This is a genomic window from Ruminococcus flavefaciens ND2009, assembly GCF_000621785.1.
Taxonomy (GTDB): domain Bacteria; phylum Bacillota; class Clostridia; order Oscillospirales; family Ruminococcaceae; genus Ruminococcus; species Ruminococcus flavefaciens_C.
On the sequence record NZ_KK211346.1, the window covers coordinates 148,705 to 165,228 of the forward strand.

The following is a 16,524-nucleotide window of genomic DNA, read 5'->3' on the forward strand; positions in this document are numbered from 1 at the left end:
ATAATATTTGCAAATTTTAATTTGCGGCAGTTATTTACTGTCACATGATTTATGAAGGGGAGATTAAATGCTTCAGCTGAAAGACATCGTCAAAAAATACGGCGTCGGGGATAACGTCGTAACAGCTCTGAACGGGGTAAGCATTACGTTCCGTGAGAACGAATTTGTCGCTATTCTCGGACATTCAGGCTGTGGAAAGACCACACTGCTAAACATAATCGGAGGTCTCGATCACTATACCTCGGGAGACCTCATCATCAACGGCACATCTACAAAGCAGTATAAGGACAGAGACTGGGACGCTTACAGAAACCACTCCATAGGCTTCATTTTCCAGAGCTATAACCTTATACCTCATCAGACCGTACTCTCAAATGTAGAGCTGGCGCTGACTATCTCGGGCGTTTCAAAGTCAGAGAGACGCAAGCGCGCCAAGGAAGCCCTTGAAAAGGTGGGACTGGGAGATCAGCTCCACAAAAAGCCCAACCAGATGTCGGGCGGACAGATGCAGCGTGTGGCTATTGCCCGTGCGCTCATCAATGATCCCGATATACTTCTTGCTGACGAGCCCACAGGTGCTCTTGACTCGGAGACCTCCATCCAGGTAATGGAGCTCCTCAAAGAGATCGCCAGTGATAAGCTGGTCATCATGGTAACTCATAACCCTGAGCTGGCTGAGGAGTACGCTACACGTATCGTAAGGATAAAGGACGGCGAGCTCACAGACGACAGCGATCCCTTTGATCCTTCAAAGGCTGAGAGCAAGGACAAGAGCAAAAAGTCAAAGACAAAGAAAGCCAAGGCTGACAAGTCGGAAAAGAATGCGAAGACAGAGAAGAGCGCTCCTGATAAGAAAAAGAAGGTCTCAATGTCCTTCGGTACTGCAGTTTCACTCTCTCTCAACAACCTTATGACCAAGAAGGGAAGGACGCTCCTTACCGCCTTTGCAGGCTCTATCGGTATCATCGGTATCGCTCTTATCCTTTCGCTGGCTACGGGTATCAACGAGTACATCGACAATATCCAGGAGGAGACACTCTCATCTTATCCTCTTGAGATATTGAGAGAGAATACCGATACCCAGGGGATGGTCGAGGCTCTTATGAAGAGTCAGAACGAATACAATTCACGTACTTTCGAGGACGATAAGGTCTACGCAAACACTCAGGTCTATGATATGTTCAATTCCTTCAATTCTGCTGCCAAGCAGATAAACAACATGAAGGACTTCCGCATATTCCTTGAGAATGACAGTGTTATCGCCGAAAAGGCAAGCGCTATCGGCTATTCCTACGATGTTAAAATGCCTGTGTTCACCGAGTCGCCATCAGGAGAGATCATCAAGGTAGATTTCATGGATATGTACAGCAAGGCTATGGGCATGGGCGAGTCCGATGTGATGAACGCTTCCATGAACAACCCTATGGCAGGTATGGAGATGTCTGCTTTCGGTCTCAACGTTATGGAGGAGCTCCTCCCCGGCGAGAACGGCGAGTACGTCAGCGATCTTGTCAAGGAGCAGTATGAGCTGGTAAAGGGCGAATGGCCTCAGAACTACGATGAGGTAGTTGTGGTGCTCAGACAGAACAATGAGCTTCCCGATATAATCACCTATGCTATGGGTCTCAAGGATCAGGAGGGGTTCAACGAAAAGCTCAAGGCTGCCATGAGCAACGAGGAGATCAAGGACTACGGACAGATGGAATGGAACATGGACGACATCATGAACAAGAAGTTCAAGATGATCCTTCCCTGTGAGTACTACCAGAAGAATGAAGCAGGCAAGGGCTGCGTTGATCTGACTGCAAACACAACAGGTATTGATTACCTCTATAATTCCTCTGACGTGGGAACCGACATCAAGATAGTCGGTCTTATCCACCCCAAGGAGGACGTAAGAGCTCCCATGCTTCAGGGGTATATGTGCTATACCTCAAAGCTCACTGAATACGTCATTGACAAGACAAGCTCCAGCGACCTTGTAAAGGATCAGATCGCTGACAAGGAAAATGACCTTATCACAGGCACAAAGTTCATGTCCGATGACTATGTTGAGCCTACTCCCGAGGAGAAGGCTGAGACCGCAAAGGCATTCATCGAAAAGGCTGACACAGATACAAAGGCTGAGATCTACCGCCTTATCGTTTCACAGCCCGATCCCAAGCAGCTCAGCGCTCAGGTAGAGGCTGCAATGAAGGACTTCGACCGCGATCAGTTCGTGGAGCAGATAACAGCTATGTACTCAGAGGAGCTTGGTGTTGACAGCTCACAGATAACATCTTTCGTCGGTCAGATGAGCGACGAGGATATAAAGAGCTACGCTGAGGAGGCTATCCGTCAGCAGGTAACTGAGCAGTACGCTCAGATGGCTCAGGAGCAGCTTGGCTCACTTACCAACGGTGAGCTTGCAAAGATGCTGGACTCAACCCCCATAAGCACTGAGAACTACGGCGTTGTATTCGAGAAGTATACACCCGAGGAGATCTCAAAGTCTACTTATGATGACAACCTCAAGCTTCTTGGTGTTGCCGATGAGTCAGATCCTTCACGTATCCGTCTCTATGCAAAGAGCTTCGAGGACAAGGACGACATCGCAGACGCTATCAAACGCTACAACAAGGGCGTTAAGGAAGCTGATGTTATCCATTATACCGATATGGTGGCACTTCTCATGTCATCTATCACAGGCATCATAAGCGGTATTTCCTACCTGCTTATCGCCTTCGTTGGTATCTCTCTGGTGGTTTCGTCAATAATGATCGGTATCATCACATATATATCGGTTCTTGAGCGTACACGAGAGATCGGTATCCTCAGAGCTATCGGTGCTTCCAAGCACAATGTAAGGACTGTATTCAATGCCGAGACCCTTCTCGTTGGACTGGCAGCAGGACTTATCGGAATAGGTGTATCGGTACTTCTTACCATACCTATCAACGCTGTTATACACAGTGTTACCAGCCTTGATACCCTCCATGCACACGTTCCTGTTGTGGGAGCTGTGGTGCTGGTGCTCATAAGCATGATACTCACGCTCATAGCGGGACTTATCCCGTCAGGAGTTGCCGCAAGGAAGGATCCTGTTGAGGCTCTCAGAACAGAATAAAGATAAAAGGACTGCAATTGCAGTCCTTTTTGTTATGCTAATTATTTGTATTTATCGGCAAATCTGCTTATCTCATCTGCGAGCTGTGAGATATAATCACGGCTGAGTACGTCCCTGAAGCCGCATTCGCTGAGAGCCTGACGGAAGCTGTACTCACCTGAGTTGCAGGAGATCCTTGAGAACTTCTCATAACGCTCAAGTGCCTTGTCGGGAGCATTGAAGGCGTCATCGAAAAGGTCAAAGGCTGCAAGGGCGGAGGTGGAATAGCTTATATAATACCCCGGGCTCTCGAAAAGATGTGAGATCATATAGAGCCGGGCTGCTCCGTCGTAGTAGTCCATATTATCGTTGAAAAGCTCCACCAGTTCCTCGGGAGTTATATCGTCTATCCGTTCCGTTATCTTGTATTCAAATTCGCCGACAAGGTAGCCGCTTATGACCGAATCAAGCAGGTCGATAATCTGCATGATCTTCTGAGAGTCGCTGCTGCTGCCGTATATCTCGTCATAGAAACGGGTGAATATGAGCTCAAGTCCCTGGGACTGTACCTCTGCGATGTCAAGATTGTTCTGCGAGAGGAACGTGGGAGTATTATCGTAGAATGTGGCGTGGAAGTGTCCGAATTCATGAATGGCAGTGTTAAGAACTTCGTCACTGTCCATGGAGCCTATGAAGATCATAGCCTTGTCTTCAAGCGGGAGCTCGTCGGTGAACGCACCTTCAAATGCCTCGTCATCGTTATAGCAGAGTCTGTACAGATGCTCATCGCATATCAGGTCTGCACTTTTTGCCAGATCCTCGGAGAGCTGCGGAGCATATTCCCTGATGACTTCAAAGGGAGCGTCTTCAAAGCCGTATTCGGCATAAAGATCAGAAAGATCGGTGTTGTCTACATAAACATCTATGAGCCTGTCCATGACGGGAATGAGCTCATCTCTTACGGAGTCGCCCAGAGCAAGGATCTCTTCGCCTGTGTAGTCCCTGTCGTACTGCGAATAGAGCAGTCCTGTGTCATAGTCCTGAAGAATGTCTATGAGGATCTTTGCACATTTTATGTCCTTTTCGTCCTCGTCGAGATCGTCGTCGGCGATTATTTTGTAATACTCGCCGAGGTTTTCGGTCATATCGTCAAAGCTTGACTCGGATTCTGTACGGATAATATCAAGGTCATCGGTGTCTGTGATGTCCTTATAGAACTCTATATCCTCATCGGTAACGTATTTCTCAAAATAGGAGCGGTGATCGCTGTAGTAGCCGCGGACGAAAGCCGCACGCATCATATCGCCTGCAACATAGAGGATACGGTAAACCTCGTTGAATTCATTCTCCATTTCCTCGTTGGAGTAATGGGCGTAGAATTCCAGCTCCTTTACGCTGCGGGCTTCATAGATCTCGTCATAGAGCTCCAGGAGGTTATTGATATCGCTGTCAAGGGCACTTGTGTTTCCTTTGTCAATATCATCAATGAGCTTGCTGACAGCTTCCTCAACAGTATCAAGATCGGGACAGTAGTCACTTATCTCGGGGATGATCTCCTGTTCGGAGCCCCCAGACTGACCGATGGCGTATTCGCGGGAGGTGTCCCTGACTCTTGACTGTCTGGGAGGATCGTTGTCTGTGCATGATAAAAGTGACAGGGTGAGCGCTCCTGCTGTCAGGAGGGCTGCTATGCGGGAGGATCTCATACATACTCCTTTCGCGTCAGCGGCGCAGCTTTTCAACAGCCGATGGTATCTGACGTATATTGTCAACGATTATGTCAGCCTTTGAGAGCTCCTCTCTGCTGCCGAAGCCGTAGCCGCAGCCTATGGAGGGGAGTCCGTTCACAGCGGCGGTCTCTATATCGTGGAAGCGGTCGCCGATGACGATAAAGTCTCCCTCATGGAGGGGAGCTATCCTGCGGAATATCTCATATTTGGGTATAAAGTCAAAAGCCTCACAGCAGTAGAAATAGTGGAAGAAACGGTCCAGACCGAAGACACGCTTGTGGCGTTCAAGGTAGTGGAAGCGGCAGTTGCTGAGAAAGATAAGGGTGAAGCCTTTTTCTCTAAGGTCTGCAAGCATCTCCTCAGCACCGTCGTAGAGGGCTCCCTCGCCCGCGTCCACACGTCTTGCCATGTCCTCGCCCAGCATTATGCGGGCTTTTTCGCGTATCTCAGGGTCAAGCTCGGGGTGGAACTGTCCCCACATATCCGTGGAATTGAAGCCCAGCCAGTAGCTTATCTCCTTGTCGGTATATTCTCTGTCTGCGATATAGCCCCTGTCGGACAGCCATTTCATAGTGCCGCGGAAGGCAGGGGCATAGGTGAGCATAGAGTTATGGATAGTGCCGTCGTAATCGAAAATGAGGTTGGTCATTATGCCTCGATCTCTCTGATGAGGTTTATCATCTCGATAGCGCCCTCAGCACACTCGCTGCCCTTATTGCCTGCCTTGGAGCCTGCACGCTCGATAGCCTGCTCGATGTTCTCGGTAGTGATAACACCGAACATTACGGGAATATCGCTCTGGAGAGATACCTGCGCAATACCCTTTGCAGCCTCGTTGCATACAAGGTCATAGTGAGAGGTGCTTCCTCTTATGATAGCGCCCAGGCAGATAATAGCGTCATACTTGCCTGACTTTGCCATTTTTGAAGCGATGAGGGGGATCTCAAATGCACCGGGTACCCATGCTACGTCGATGGCTCCGTCGCTTACGTCATGACGCTTGAGAGTGTCGATAGCTCCGCCCAGCAGCTTTGATGTGATGAACTCGTTGAAACGAGCCACAACAATACCTACTCTGATGTCCTTTGATACAAGTTTTCCTTCATATGTCTTCATGATAAATACTCCTTTTTATTTATTTCTGTTGAGCAAGTAATTGTCCTTGAGGAGCTTTACGAGCTCGTCCTTTTTTTCTATGACAGTGAATTTTTTCGGCATTATGCCGTTGTTGAACCACAGGCTCAGTGTATCACCCGAAAGCTGGTAGCTGACCTTTTTCTTCTGCCTTGCAAGTCCGAAGTTATCGGGGAAGTACACTCTCTGCGTGGTGATATAGGCGTACTTTCCGATAAAGAAGTCCAGCAGGATAAGGATGGTCAGTATTATGCCCGAGAGAAAGAGAAGTCCGTAGCAGTTCATGTGATAGGTGTCGTCCATCTGCCTTGCGCCGTTCCACTCCAGGAATCCTATGACCAGCCAGGCTGCCCAGCAGCAGGACCACCAGAGGGCGTCCTTTTTACGATCCCTTTTTAGCTTTATGGCAGTCTTCTTTGTTGATACCCTTGAACGGAACACGAAGTAGCCGATGATCGCAGCAATGAACAGTGCTGACATGAAACAGAGGACGCATATTGAGAATATTTTCAGCATTTCAGCTCCTCCTTACTTTGTCAGCGGATTTTCGTATCCGTGCTTGCCGTACCAGTCTGCAAGCATCTTTACGGTCTTCATGTTCTTTATGCCAAGATGGAATACCGCAGGCTTTTCCACGCCCTTGCGGTAGAGCTTCATACATTCGCCCATTTTGTCCTTGCCGAATTCATAGCTGTACTCCTCACGGGGAAGGAGCTTGCAGCCGAAGGGGCCTTCGTTGACAACTCCCTGCGGCGTAATAGGTACGCAGAGACTGAATATGGAAAGGAGAAGTATGACTTCCATAAGTATCCAGGGAACACGGAAGCCCTTGTTGAATATGACAAGTGCTATACCTACTGCAATAGCGATTATATAGAGCAGCAGTGCGGGAAGGTTCATGACTATGACCTTGTCCTTGAATTTAAACATACCGCGGAGCAGGTTTACAGTGTTGAGCACCATTAAAAGAACGCCTATTGAAAGTATTATGGTCGCAAAATACCACCAGATACTCATAATAAATCACCTCAATAATCAAGAATGTGACCCATTTTGTCCCTTTTTGTCCTGAGATAGAACAGGTCGTAGGCGGTAGCGTCCACCTGAATGGGCACACGCTCCTTTATTTCCAGTCCGAAGCCGCTGAGACCGTATACCTTGTCGGGGTTGTTGGTCAGCAGGCGAAGGGTCTTGCAGCCCAGGTCGCGGAGTATCTGTGCGCCGATGTAGTATTCGCGCATATCTCCCGGAAAGCCCAGCGCAAGGTTAGCCTCAAGGGTGTCCATGCCCTTGTCCTGAAGCTCGTAGGCGCGGAGCTTGTTGATGAGACCGATACCGCGTCCCTCCTGTCTCATGTAGAGGAGTATGCCTCTGCCTTCCTTTTCGATCTGGGACATTGCCGCGGCGAACTGCTGTCCGCAGTCGCATTTGAGAGAGCCGAAGGCGTCGCCTGTGAGACACTCGGAATGTACGCGGCAGAGTATATCCTGTCCGTCGCCGATGTCTCCCTTGACGAGTGCCACATGGTGCTCGCCGTTGAGCTTGTTGACGTAGCCGAGAGCTCTGAACTCGCCGTATTTGGTTGGGAGCTTTGTATTTGCAACGCACTCCACCAGCTTGTCATGTACCTTTCTGTATTCCTTCAGCGCCTGGATAGTGATGAACTTCATGCCCCATTCCTGCGCTTTTTCCTGCAATTCCGCAGACCTCATCATTGTGCCGTCGTCACGCATTATCTCGCAGCAGAGGCCGCACTCCTCAAGACCTGCGATACGCATGAGGTCAACGGTCGCTTCTGTGTGTCCCTCGCGCTCAAGGACGCCGTTCTTCTTAGCCATAAGAGGGAACATATGCCCCGGCTTGCGGAAGTCATCGGGCTTTGCATCGGGAGAAACAGCCATTCTGGCGGTGTAGCCGCGCTCTGCGGCGGATATGCCCGTGGTGGTGTCAACGTGGTCGATGGAGACCGTGAACGCCGTTGAGTGGTTATCGGTGTTGAAGTCCACCATCTGATGAAGGTGGAGCTTCTGGCACAGCTCAATACTCATGGGCATACATATGAGACCCTTTGCGTGAGCCGCCATGAAGTTGACATTCTCCGTGGTGGCAAACTGAGCGGCGCATATCATATCGCCCTCATTTTCGCGGTCTTCATCGTCGGTGACGAGAATTATCTCGCCGTTTCGGAGAGCCTCTGCGGCTTCCTCTACTGTGTTGTAACGGAACATTTGATTACTCCTTATCTATACTGATATTGCCTGTTTTTACCGAAGCGGACACTTTGGTATCCTTGTACTCCAGTGTGACTTCTCCGTCTTTTGCGGAGCCGTCTGTTATCTCATAGGACTGTGCGTCCCATAATTCCATAGAGCCTGTATCAACAGACAGGTCGATGTCTGCTGCTGAGCCGTTTGTGGGGAGCCCGAACAGCAATTGTCCTGTGTCAACTGAAATGGTCATATCCTCCGAATAAGTGCAGTTCCTCATGGTGATATTGCCCGTGTCGCAGTTCATGGAAGAACTGTCTGTGAACTCGGTGTTGATGCAGGTGATGCTGCCTGTGTCGACTTCACCGATGAAGCAGCCTTTCATGTCTCTGAAGTTGACGCTTCCGGTGTCAGATTCAGCCGAGACAGTATCTATGCTTTTCGGCAGCCTGACTTCTGCGCTTAAATCGACCTGACATTTGTATCCCTTGTCGTGCACCCATTTTTGAATGTCATCGCCTGTGTCCTTTTCTGCGATGTTAATGATGAGCCTGCCGTCTTTCTCCTCGCTGAGAGCGTCGATGTGGTCAGCGACCTTCTTGCAGAGTTCCTCGTCATTGCTGCGTACAGTATAGTCAAGGTACACCGAGGGATTTGACTCATCGGTGGTAACTACGGTGATACCGCCTGTGCCAAGGCTTATATCCGCTTCGGATATATCTCCTGAAAGGTCTATGCTGACAGTCCTGTTATCGCTGTGGTAGTTCCTGTACTGATCGTTTTCTACTTTTACGATCAGCTCTTTGCTGCAGCCTGTGAGAAGGGCAGCTGCAAAAAATGCTGAAGTGAGTTTTATAATTGCTGCTTTCATGGTATCTCCTTGTTAAAATCCGTTTTTCATCAAAAAATCCATTGTAATATTACTTTGCTTTGGAGTATTATCAGCTGGCTTCATGAGCTTTTCCACATACTTGCCGATAATGTCATTTTCAAGATTTACAACGTCCCCGACCTTCTTTGTGCCGAGAATGGTCTGTGCGGCGGTGTGGGGGATAATGGAGACGCTGAATGAGGTCTCCGTGACCTTTGCCACCGTAAGGCTTATGCCGTCAATGGCGATAGAGCCTTTTTCCACGATATACCGCAGCAACTCACTCGGAGCGGCTATGGTGTACCAGACGGCGATACCGTCATTGCTGATGTCTGAGACTGTGCCTGTGCCGTCGATGTGTCCCGAGACTATGTGTCCGCCGAAGCGTCCGCCTGCCGCCATTGCGCGCTCCAGATTGACGGGGCTTCCCGTGGTGAGAGAGCCAAGTGATGAACGGCTGAGAGTCTCGTTCATGACGTCGGCTCTGAATATCCCGCCGTCGAAGTAAGTTACCGTAAGACACACGCCGTTGACAGCGATACTGTCGCCCAAATGAACGTCCTCAAGCACTTTTTTTGCCTGTATCTCAATGAATGAGGAGCTGCCCGACCGCCGGACGCGGCTGACTGTGCCTATCTCCTCAATTATTCCCGTGAACATTTTTCACCCTGCTTTCTATGAGAATATCGTCGCCAATGGCGGAAACGCTGCACTTTTCAAGCATGAAAGCCTCCGAGGGGAGGGGGACACCTGTTCCGCTTACGGGAGTTTTTCCGCTTCCGCCGAAAAGCTTTGGAGCAATATATGCCTGCACCTTGCTGACTATGCCCTCACTGAGTGCCGACCAGTTCAGCTCGCCGCCGCCCTCAAGGAGTATGCTGTCTATTTTTTCGCTGCCGAGAAGCTTCATAAGCGCTGTCAGGTCAACATGACCGTCCTTTGGAGCAGTCTTTACTATGCGGCAGCCTGCTGCTTCGTACTCCGCCGCTCTTGCGCTGTCCTCGGATATGGTAGCTATTATGGTAGGCACCTGCTTGGCTGTCCTGACGATATTGCTGTCAAGGGGAGTCCGCAGGGAGCTGTCACAAATTATGCGTATGGGGTCTCTGCCGTTTTCCAGTCGGCAGGTAAGCAGCGGGTCGTCCGCAAGGACAGTTCCCACGCCTGCCATTATGGCGCTGTGACGCAGCCTTTCCTGCTGGACATGAGCACGGGCAGCTTCACCCGTTATCCATTTTGACTCACCTGTATAGCAGGCTATCTTGCCGTCAAGAGTCATGGCATATTTCATGGTAACAAAGGGGAGACCCGTTGTGATGAAGTGGAAGAATATCTCGTTGAGAGCATCACACTCCTCCTTCAGCACTCCTTCCGTCACTTCTATGCCGTGGCTGCGGAGTATCTGTGTGCCCTTTCCCGCCACAAGGGGATTGGGATCCGATGAGCCGACGAAAACACGCTTGATACCGTGAGCGATAACAGCTTCCGTGCAGGGAGGCTGCTTGCCGTGATGGCAGCAGGGCTCCAGGGTAACGTACATATCCGCGCCCTTGCAGTCTATGCCGTTCTCGTCGCAGTATGCAAAGGCAGAGCGCTCCGCGTGGAGGTCGCCGTACTTTTTGTGATAACCTCTGCCTATTATCTCACCGCCGCGGACGATGACTGCTCCCACCATAGGGTTGGGAGAGGTGAAGCCCATGCCCTTTTTTGCCAGTGAAAGAGCTTCACGCATATAATCTTCGTGAGTCATATTTCCTCCTGTTTATTCATCTGACTTTTTGAGTAACTCAATATTGCCGAAGTACCTCATGTAGAGGAGCAGCACTGCATATATAACGATAAATAAAGGCAGAGTCACCATAAATAGCTTTTTCAGGTGTACCTCGCCGTTCATCAGGTAGTTGTAGCCCAGTCTTACTGCGAAAGTAATGGCAAAGCAGGCTGCAAAGTGGAGCGGTATGCGGAAAATGGTCTTCAGCTCAAGTATTATGAAAGACAGACCATAGAGCACCGACGCTCCCAGCCATATGAGCACGGACTTCATGGAGTCATTGAGACCGTTGTCGATAATGAGCATGGGTACGAATATAAGTGTTCCAAGACCTACTGTGAGGAAAACGTGGTGTAATCTGTTCTTCATGTCAGCCTCCCGTGTAAAAATAGAAAAAGCCCCGCAGATCGGGGCGTAGCTTTTTATACTGCACTTTGTGTGCGGTTTATCTTCTTTCATCCGGACTTTACCGTCGGCTTCGGAATCACACCGAATCAACCAAAAGGCTCGCAGGCTATACTGCCGGTAGGGAATTACACCCTGCCCCGAAGATAATTGTAGATGTTAAGTTATTCTTCGGTAACCCATGAAGGGAGCGGAGGCTCTCCGCCTGCCGGTAGGGAATCACACCCTGCCCCGAAGATATTTCTAATTCATAATTATAAATTCATAATGCATAATTTAGGGGTGCGCTGTTGCGGAGCAATCAAAAATCAGTCAAGAATAATTATGAATTATGCATTCTGAATTATGCATTAATATTATATCACTGTGTTATACATTTGTCAATATGCTATTGACTAAATCTTAAAAAAGGGGTATAATAGTATCATTACATCATAAGGAGTGTTTTTCAATGAGCGAATGTACACATGACTGCTCAAGCTGCGGAAGCGATTGCGGCAGCAGAACTGAGCCCCAGAGCCTTCTCGAAAAGCCCAATGCCATGAGCAATATCGGCAAGGTCATCGGCGTAGTGAGCGGTAAGGGCGGCGTCGGCAAAACACTGGTATCCTCACTTCTGGCAGTTTCCCTCCAGAGACTTGGCAAGAATGTGGGTATCATGGACGCTGACATCACAGGTCCCTCTATCCCAAAGGCTTTCGGTATACATCAGAAGGCAGATGCCTGCGAATTCGGTATTATCCCTGCAAAGAGCAAGATGGGTCTCGATATAATGTCGATAAATCTTCTTCTTGAGAACGAGTCCGACCCCGTTGTCTGGAGAGGCCCCGTTATCGCAGGAGTTGTAAAGCAGTTCTGGACAGACGTTATCTGGAAGGATATTGACTGTCTGGTAGTTGATATGCCTCCGGGAACAGGCGATGTTCCGCTGACTGTATTCCAGTCCCTGCCCGTTGACGGAATAGTTATAGTTACTTCTCCACAGGAGCTTGTCTCCATGATAGTTGAGAAGGCAGTAAAGATGGCTAAGCTCATGAATATACCTATTCTCGGTATTATCGAGAATATGAGCTATTACGAATGTCCCGACTGCGGCAAGCGCCACAGCATCTACGGCGAGAGCCATATCGAGGAGATCGCTGCTCAGTACGAAATCCCCGTGCTGGCAAAGCTTCCCATTGATCCTCAGCTTGCAAAGCTCTGCGACCAGGGCACGATAGAGCTGTTCGAGGGCGAGTGGCTCACAGAGGCTGCCGAGAAGATAGCTTCATTATAATAGTACGGAAGGACTGCTTCGGCAGTCCTTTTTTGTGGATTTTCATCAGGAAAAACATTAATATCTCACGATTTCTGATTTTTAACACTTGCATTTTCGGTAAAGATATGTTAAAATAAGTTCATGCAGATATAGTATAGCGGTTATTACTTCAGTTTCCCAAACTGAGGAGGCGGGTTCGACCCCCGTTATCTGCTCCAGCGGGGAGCCCCCGCAGCCAAGTTCGCGTCTCAGTAAAACTGTGGCGCGAATTTATTTTCCGCGCATGAAGCCGTATTTAAATTGTAACATATACACAGCGCCGAGCGGGCGCGCGCAGTTTCGCGGTTCAGTTTTTCTGAGCCGCGATTTTTATTCAGCGCATTAAGCCGTATCTAAATTGTAACACATACGCAGGTGGGGAGCTCCCGCAGGCATTTTCGCGTTTCACTTCTTGTGGAGCGCGATTTTTGTTCACGGAATGTTTACAAATTTAGCCGCACATTTCAGCGCGCTTATCCGTTAATGTATATGAAAACGCACAGAAGTGCATTCGCTCAGCTTAAATATATCTTAATTTAAAAGGAGGAATCATTTATGAAAATCAGAAAAATGCTGGCAGCTTTAGCTGCATTATGTATCGCAGTACCTGTAACTATAGCAGGTCAGGCAGGCGCTCTCACACTTGCTCCCGTTGCAGGAGATGTGAATTCCGATTCTATTTTCAATCTTGCCGACATGGTAATGTATCAGCGCTGGCTCAAGGGTGCGGGAAAGCTTATCGCCGAGACTAACGGGGACGTCAATGGCGACGGTACCTGTGATGTTATGGATCTCAGTGCTATGAGAAGGCTCCTTATCGACTGCATAGTGAAGGCTCCCGAACCAAACTTTGCGCCGAAGGCTAAAAATCTCTGCGCAGGGATAGCTCCTTCAAAGACTAATGAGTCGCAGGCAGATGAGAAGTTCATAAACAGCCAGACCGCTTTCACAGTTGACCTGTTCAAAAAGTCCTATGCGGAGAACACGGAACACGAAAACGCACTTGTTTCCCCTTATTCCGTTATGCAGGCTCTTGCCATGACAGCAAACGGAGCAGGCGGTGATACCCGCGCAGAAATGGAGAAGGTCCTGGGCGGCGGAATGTCCATGGAGGACCTCAACGGTTATCTCCTTGCTCAGCGCAAGCGTTCTGTCAACCCGAAGTATACTGATTACAACAAGTGGCAGATGAGCACCGCCAACTCTATATGGGCGATAGACAACAAGGAGCGTATCAATGTACGTCCCGAGTTTATCCAGAACTGCGTTGACTACTACGACAGCGAGTTCTACATCGCGCCATTTGATGATACCACGCTTGACGACGTAAACGGCTGGGTAAACGACAAGACCCACGAGATGATACCGAGTATCCTTGACCATATAGGCGAAGACGATGTTATGTATCTGGTAAATGCCGTTGCTTTCGAGGCTGAGTGGGAGGAGCCCTTTACGGAGTACCAGATAAATAAGGGCGAGTTCACAAACGCCAACGGCGATGTTCAGCAGGCTGATATGCTCTGCGGCTGGGAGCGTTACATCGGCGATGAGAACACCAACGGCATGGTGAAGTCCTACAGCGGCGGAAGATACGCATTTGCAGCGCTTCTTCCCGATGAGAGCATGACAGTTGATCAGTATATCGGGGAGCTGACTCCCGAGAAGCTGAACGATCTCCTCACGCAGAAAAACTATGATATAAAAGCCGATATAAAGCTTCCCAAGTTCAGCTACGAATACGAGAACGAGCTCTCCGATGAGCTTAAGTCAATGGGAATGCCCACAGCCTTTACAGGCGAGGCTGACTTTACCAATATGTCATCCATTGCCGACAGACACCCGATACACATTGACCGTGTTGTTCACAAGACCTTCATTGACCTTGACGAGAACGGCACAAAGGCTGCTGCCGCAACAATGGTTGCAATGGCAGACGGAGCAGCCATGATAGATGAAATAAAGGAAGTAAACTTTGACCGTCCCTTCGTATACTGTATTTTTGATACACAGACCTATGTTCCCGTATTTATCGGAGCAGTAAATTCACTTTCCTGAACCGCACCTGTCTGCACATAATATTCAATAAAACATATCCTGTAAGGGGGATATTCCGGGGGACCTGCACTGTGTCCCCCTCTTTTTTGCAGCTGCGGATCGTATTGAAACGCAGTTTCCTCCGCGTATCTTGCTATTTTATAAATAATATGTTATAAGCGCAGAGCCTGCGCCCCCTTTTTCGCGTTATAATACGTCGCACGGAAACTTTTTCGCCGCGTCCCTTGCTATTATAGTGCTTTTATGTTATAATAATTGCTATAAGACTTCGGAGGAGGTGGCTCTGTGTCCCTTGATATAAATGAGCAGTACGACAAGATATATCGTTATTGCTTTCTGCGCGTCCGTCACAAGGAGACCGCAGAGGATCTGACACAGGAGACCTTTCTCCGTTACCTCGAACACCCGCAGTACCACAGCGAAGACAAAACGCTCCAGCTTCTCTACACTATCGCAGGCAATCTGTGCACTGATGAATTCCGCAGGATAAAACCCTCGGAGCTGTCTGAGACCGCCTCCGACGGCAAGGACATGGAGGATAATATCCTGTCTGATGTGCAGCTGAAACAGGTCCTTGACAGCCTCAGCGACGAGGACAGGGAGATAGTTCTCCTGAGATTTGTCAATGAGGTACCCGTGAACGTCATTGCGAAGCTGTACAACATTTCACGTTTTGCACTTAACCGCAGGCTGAATCGTATCCTCGGCTCGCTGAGGGAACATCTGGGAAAGGAGGAGCTTATATGACCGACAAGGAAAAAAGAAAGATAACGGAAGCCCTGGGTATCCCCGAGCCGGACAGAAAGAAAGAGTTCGCAGAAGAATTCAGAAGGCGTTCCGAAGAAAAACAGAAAAAGCCGATAATGCCCATTGTAATGCGTATAACCGCAGCTGCGGCAATGCTTGCGGTCTGCATAGGTGCTATAACTTTGTTCCCAAGGCACAAGACCGATTTCGGCGGCGATGATAATATCGAGATCACCGAGACCACGGCTTCCACATCGGAGCAGGTGGACGGAGTGATAGCAGCAGGGACTACTAAAGTCACCACTGAAGGTGAGAACAGCATTATAGTTACAACTGTCACGGCAAAGACCACTGACAAAAACGGGACTGCTGTCACCACCGTACGGGGCGGCACTGACGGGGAGCATTCGCTCCGTCCCACCACGGCTGCAAGGACTACTGCTGCGAGAACTACGGGTAACAGTAACGTGACAAGAACAACTGCCGCGGAGCTGCCTGAGCCCGTGACTACCACGTCGGAACGTGCTTCCGAGATCATTCCTACCACAGCACCGGGACGTGACCTGACAGTCTCTCCCGGGATAACATATACAGTCAGGGATAAGACCATATCCTCAGATGAGCTGGAATCGCACGTAAGTCCTGTCACCGGCGGTGGAGAAGGAGCGCCTCAGGACGGCGTCGGTTCGCCAATTGACCAAAAAATTCAACATATGTTTGATATTTCCTACGCGGTGGTACTTGCAAAAGTTGATAAAATAGTGTATACTTCTATTGATAGGGAAGCTGTGACCGCACATAATATCACTGTTGAGAAGGTCTTCAGCGGAGATCTGACTGAGAGAGACAGGCTCACACTGTTCCTCGACGGCGGCTATATGCCTGCCGAGGAGTATATAGAATCCCACATGACAGAGCCCATGGAAAATGCCGAAGAGTACTCGGTGTATGTCAGCGGCGGCTGTGATGAGCCTTTGAAGGAAGGGGACGTCTGTGTATTCTTCATCTCTGACAGCAGACGATATCTTCCCGAGGGAGCATTTGCTCCTGCCGAAAATAATTACGACTCGGTATTTATAAAGAGAAACGGCGAATACGTCTCGCTGGGAGAAAAAAGTCTCAGGTTCGGAGAGGAACAGCTCTCAGAGCTTGCAAGATGAGCACGGAGCCCTGTTTTCAGGCGTATTTTCTACGAAGGGATAACGATTGGGATCGCAGTATT

The 16,524-nt window shown here is 49.3% G+C and carries 15 protein-coding genes, 1 tRNA gene and 1 riboswitch; of the genes, 6 read left to right on the forward strand and 10 right to left on the reverse strand.

Annotation, left to right across the window (positions count from 1 at the left end; translation table 11 throughout):
• The first annotated feature begins 67 nt into the window (after nt 1-67).
• Nucleotides 68-3,106: an ABC transporter ATP-binding protein/permease gene (locus tag T488_RS0107515; RefSeq protein WP_028520229.1), complete on the forward strand. Its 3,039-nt coding sequence runs from the start codon at nt 68-70 to the stop codon at nt 3,104-3,106.
• 41 nt (nt 3,107-3,147) lie between these two features.
• Here T488_RS0107515 and T488_RS0107520 read toward each other — a convergent pair whose 3' ends face one another.
• The 10 genes from T488_RS0107520 to T488_RS0107565 are packed head-to-tail and all read right to left on the reverse strand — an operon-like array spanning nt 3,148 to nt 11,167.
• Nucleotides 3,148-4,791, reverse strand: coding sequence for a hypothetical protein (locus T488_RS0107520; RefSeq protein ID WP_028520230.1), 1,644 nt, complete (start codon nt 4,789-4,791; stop codon nt 3,148-3,150).
• A 16-nt stretch (nt 4,792-4,807) separates the two neighbouring features.
• Nucleotides 4,808-5,464 carry an HAD family hydrolase gene (locus T488_RS0107525; RefSeq protein WP_051536393.1) on the reverse strand — a complete coding sequence of 219 codons (657 nt, stop codon included), beginning with the start codon at nt 5,462-5,464 and terminating at the stop codon, nt 4,808-4,810.
• On the reverse strand, nt 5,464-5,931 hold the full coding sequence (gene ribH, locus T488_RS0107530; RefSeq protein WP_028520232.1) for a 6,7-dimethyl-8-ribityllumazine synthase: 468 nt from the start codon (nt 5,929-5,931) through the stop codon (nt 5,464-5,466). Before ribH ends, T488_RS0107525 begins: the two co-directional genes overlap by 1 nt.
• A gap of 15 nt (nt 5,932-5,946) precedes the next feature.
• A complete protein-coding gene (locus T488_RS0107535) occupies nt 5,947-6,465 on the reverse strand; it encodes a hypothetical protein (RefSeq protein ID WP_028520233.1) in 519 nt (172 codons plus the stop codon).
• Between the two features lie 12 nt (nt 6,466-6,477).
• The gene (locus tag T488_RS0107540) at nt 6,478-6,966 is read right to left on the reverse strand and encodes a hypothetical protein (protein ID WP_155267184.1); all 489 of its coding nucleotides are present in this window, start codon (nt 6,964-6,966) and stop codon (nt 6,478-6,480) included.
• An 11-nt stretch (nt 6,967-6,977) separates the two neighbouring features.
• Nucleotides 6,978-8,177, reverse strand: a complete 1,200-nt coding sequence (locus T488_RS0107545; protein WP_028520235.1) for a bifunctional 3,4-dihydroxy-2-butanone-4-phosphate synthase/GTP cyclohydrolase II — start codon at nt 8,175-8,177, stop codon at nt 6,978-6,980.
• A 4-nt stretch (nt 8,178-8,181) separates the two neighbouring features.
• Nucleotides 8,182-9,027, reverse strand: a complete 846-nt coding sequence (locus T488_RS0107550) for a hypothetical protein (RefSeq protein ID WP_028520236.1) — start codon at nt 9,025-9,027, stop codon at nt 8,182-8,184.
• 12 nt (nt 9,028-9,039) lie between these two features.
• The gene (locus tag T488_RS0107555; protein ID WP_028520237.1) at nt 9,040-9,687 is read right to left on the reverse strand and encodes a riboflavin synthase; all 648 of its coding nucleotides are present in this window, start codon (nt 9,685-9,687) and stop codon (nt 9,040-9,042) included.
• Complete coding sequence (gene ribD / locus T488_RS0107560; protein WP_028520238.1) at nt 9,668-10,777, reverse strand: bifunctional diaminohydroxyphosphoribosylaminopyrimidine deaminase/5-amino-6-(5-phosphoribosylamino)uracil reductase RibD; 1,110 nt, start codon at nt 10,775-10,777, stop codon at nt 9,668-9,670. The genes T488_RS0107555 and ribD overlap by 20 nt, the downstream gene beginning before the upstream one ends.
• A 12-nt stretch (nt 10,778-10,789) precedes the next feature.
• Complete coding sequence (locus tag T488_RS0107565) at nt 10,790-11,167, reverse strand: hypothetical protein (RefSeq protein ID WP_028520239.1); 378 nt, start codon at nt 11,165-11,167, stop codon at nt 10,790-10,792.
• A gap of 74 nt (nt 11,168-11,241) precedes the next feature.
• Nucleotides 11,242-11,355: riboswitch (FMN riboswitch) on the reverse strand.
• 299 nt (nt 11,356-11,654) lie between these two features.
• Here T488_RS0107565 and T488_RS0107570 point away from each other — a divergent pair.
• From T488_RS0107570 to T488_RS0107590, 5 genes are all read left to right on the forward strand, one after another.
• Nucleotides 11,655-12,479 carry an Mrp/NBP35 family ATP-binding protein gene (locus tag T488_RS0107570; RefSeq protein WP_028520240.1) on the forward strand — a complete coding sequence of 275 codons (825 nt, stop codon included), beginning with the start codon at nt 11,655-11,657 and terminating at the stop codon, nt 12,477-12,479.
• Between the two features lie 125 nt (nt 12,480-12,604).
• Nucleotides 12,605-12,679: transfer RNA gene (locus T488_RS0107575), tRNA-Gly, on the forward strand.
• Between the two features lie 376 nt (nt 12,680-13,055).
• On the forward strand, nt 13,056-14,555 hold the full coding sequence (locus T488_RS17405) for a serpin family protein (protein WP_051536394.1): 1,500 nt from the start codon (nt 13,056-13,058) through the stop codon (nt 14,553-14,555).
• Nucleotides 14,556-14,840: 285 nt separating this feature from the next.
• Nucleotides 14,841-15,302, forward strand: coding sequence for an RNA polymerase sigma factor (locus tag T488_RS0107585; protein ID WP_028520241.1), 462 nt, complete (start codon nt 14,841-14,843; stop codon nt 15,300-15,302).
• Complete coding sequence (locus T488_RS0107590; protein ID WP_028520242.1) at nt 15,299-16,462, forward strand: hypothetical protein; 1,164 nt, start codon at nt 15,299-15,301, stop codon at nt 16,460-16,462. Before T488_RS0107585 ends, T488_RS0107590 begins: the two co-directional genes overlap by 4 nt.
• The last annotated feature ends 62 nt before the right edge of the window (nt 16,463-16,524 follow it).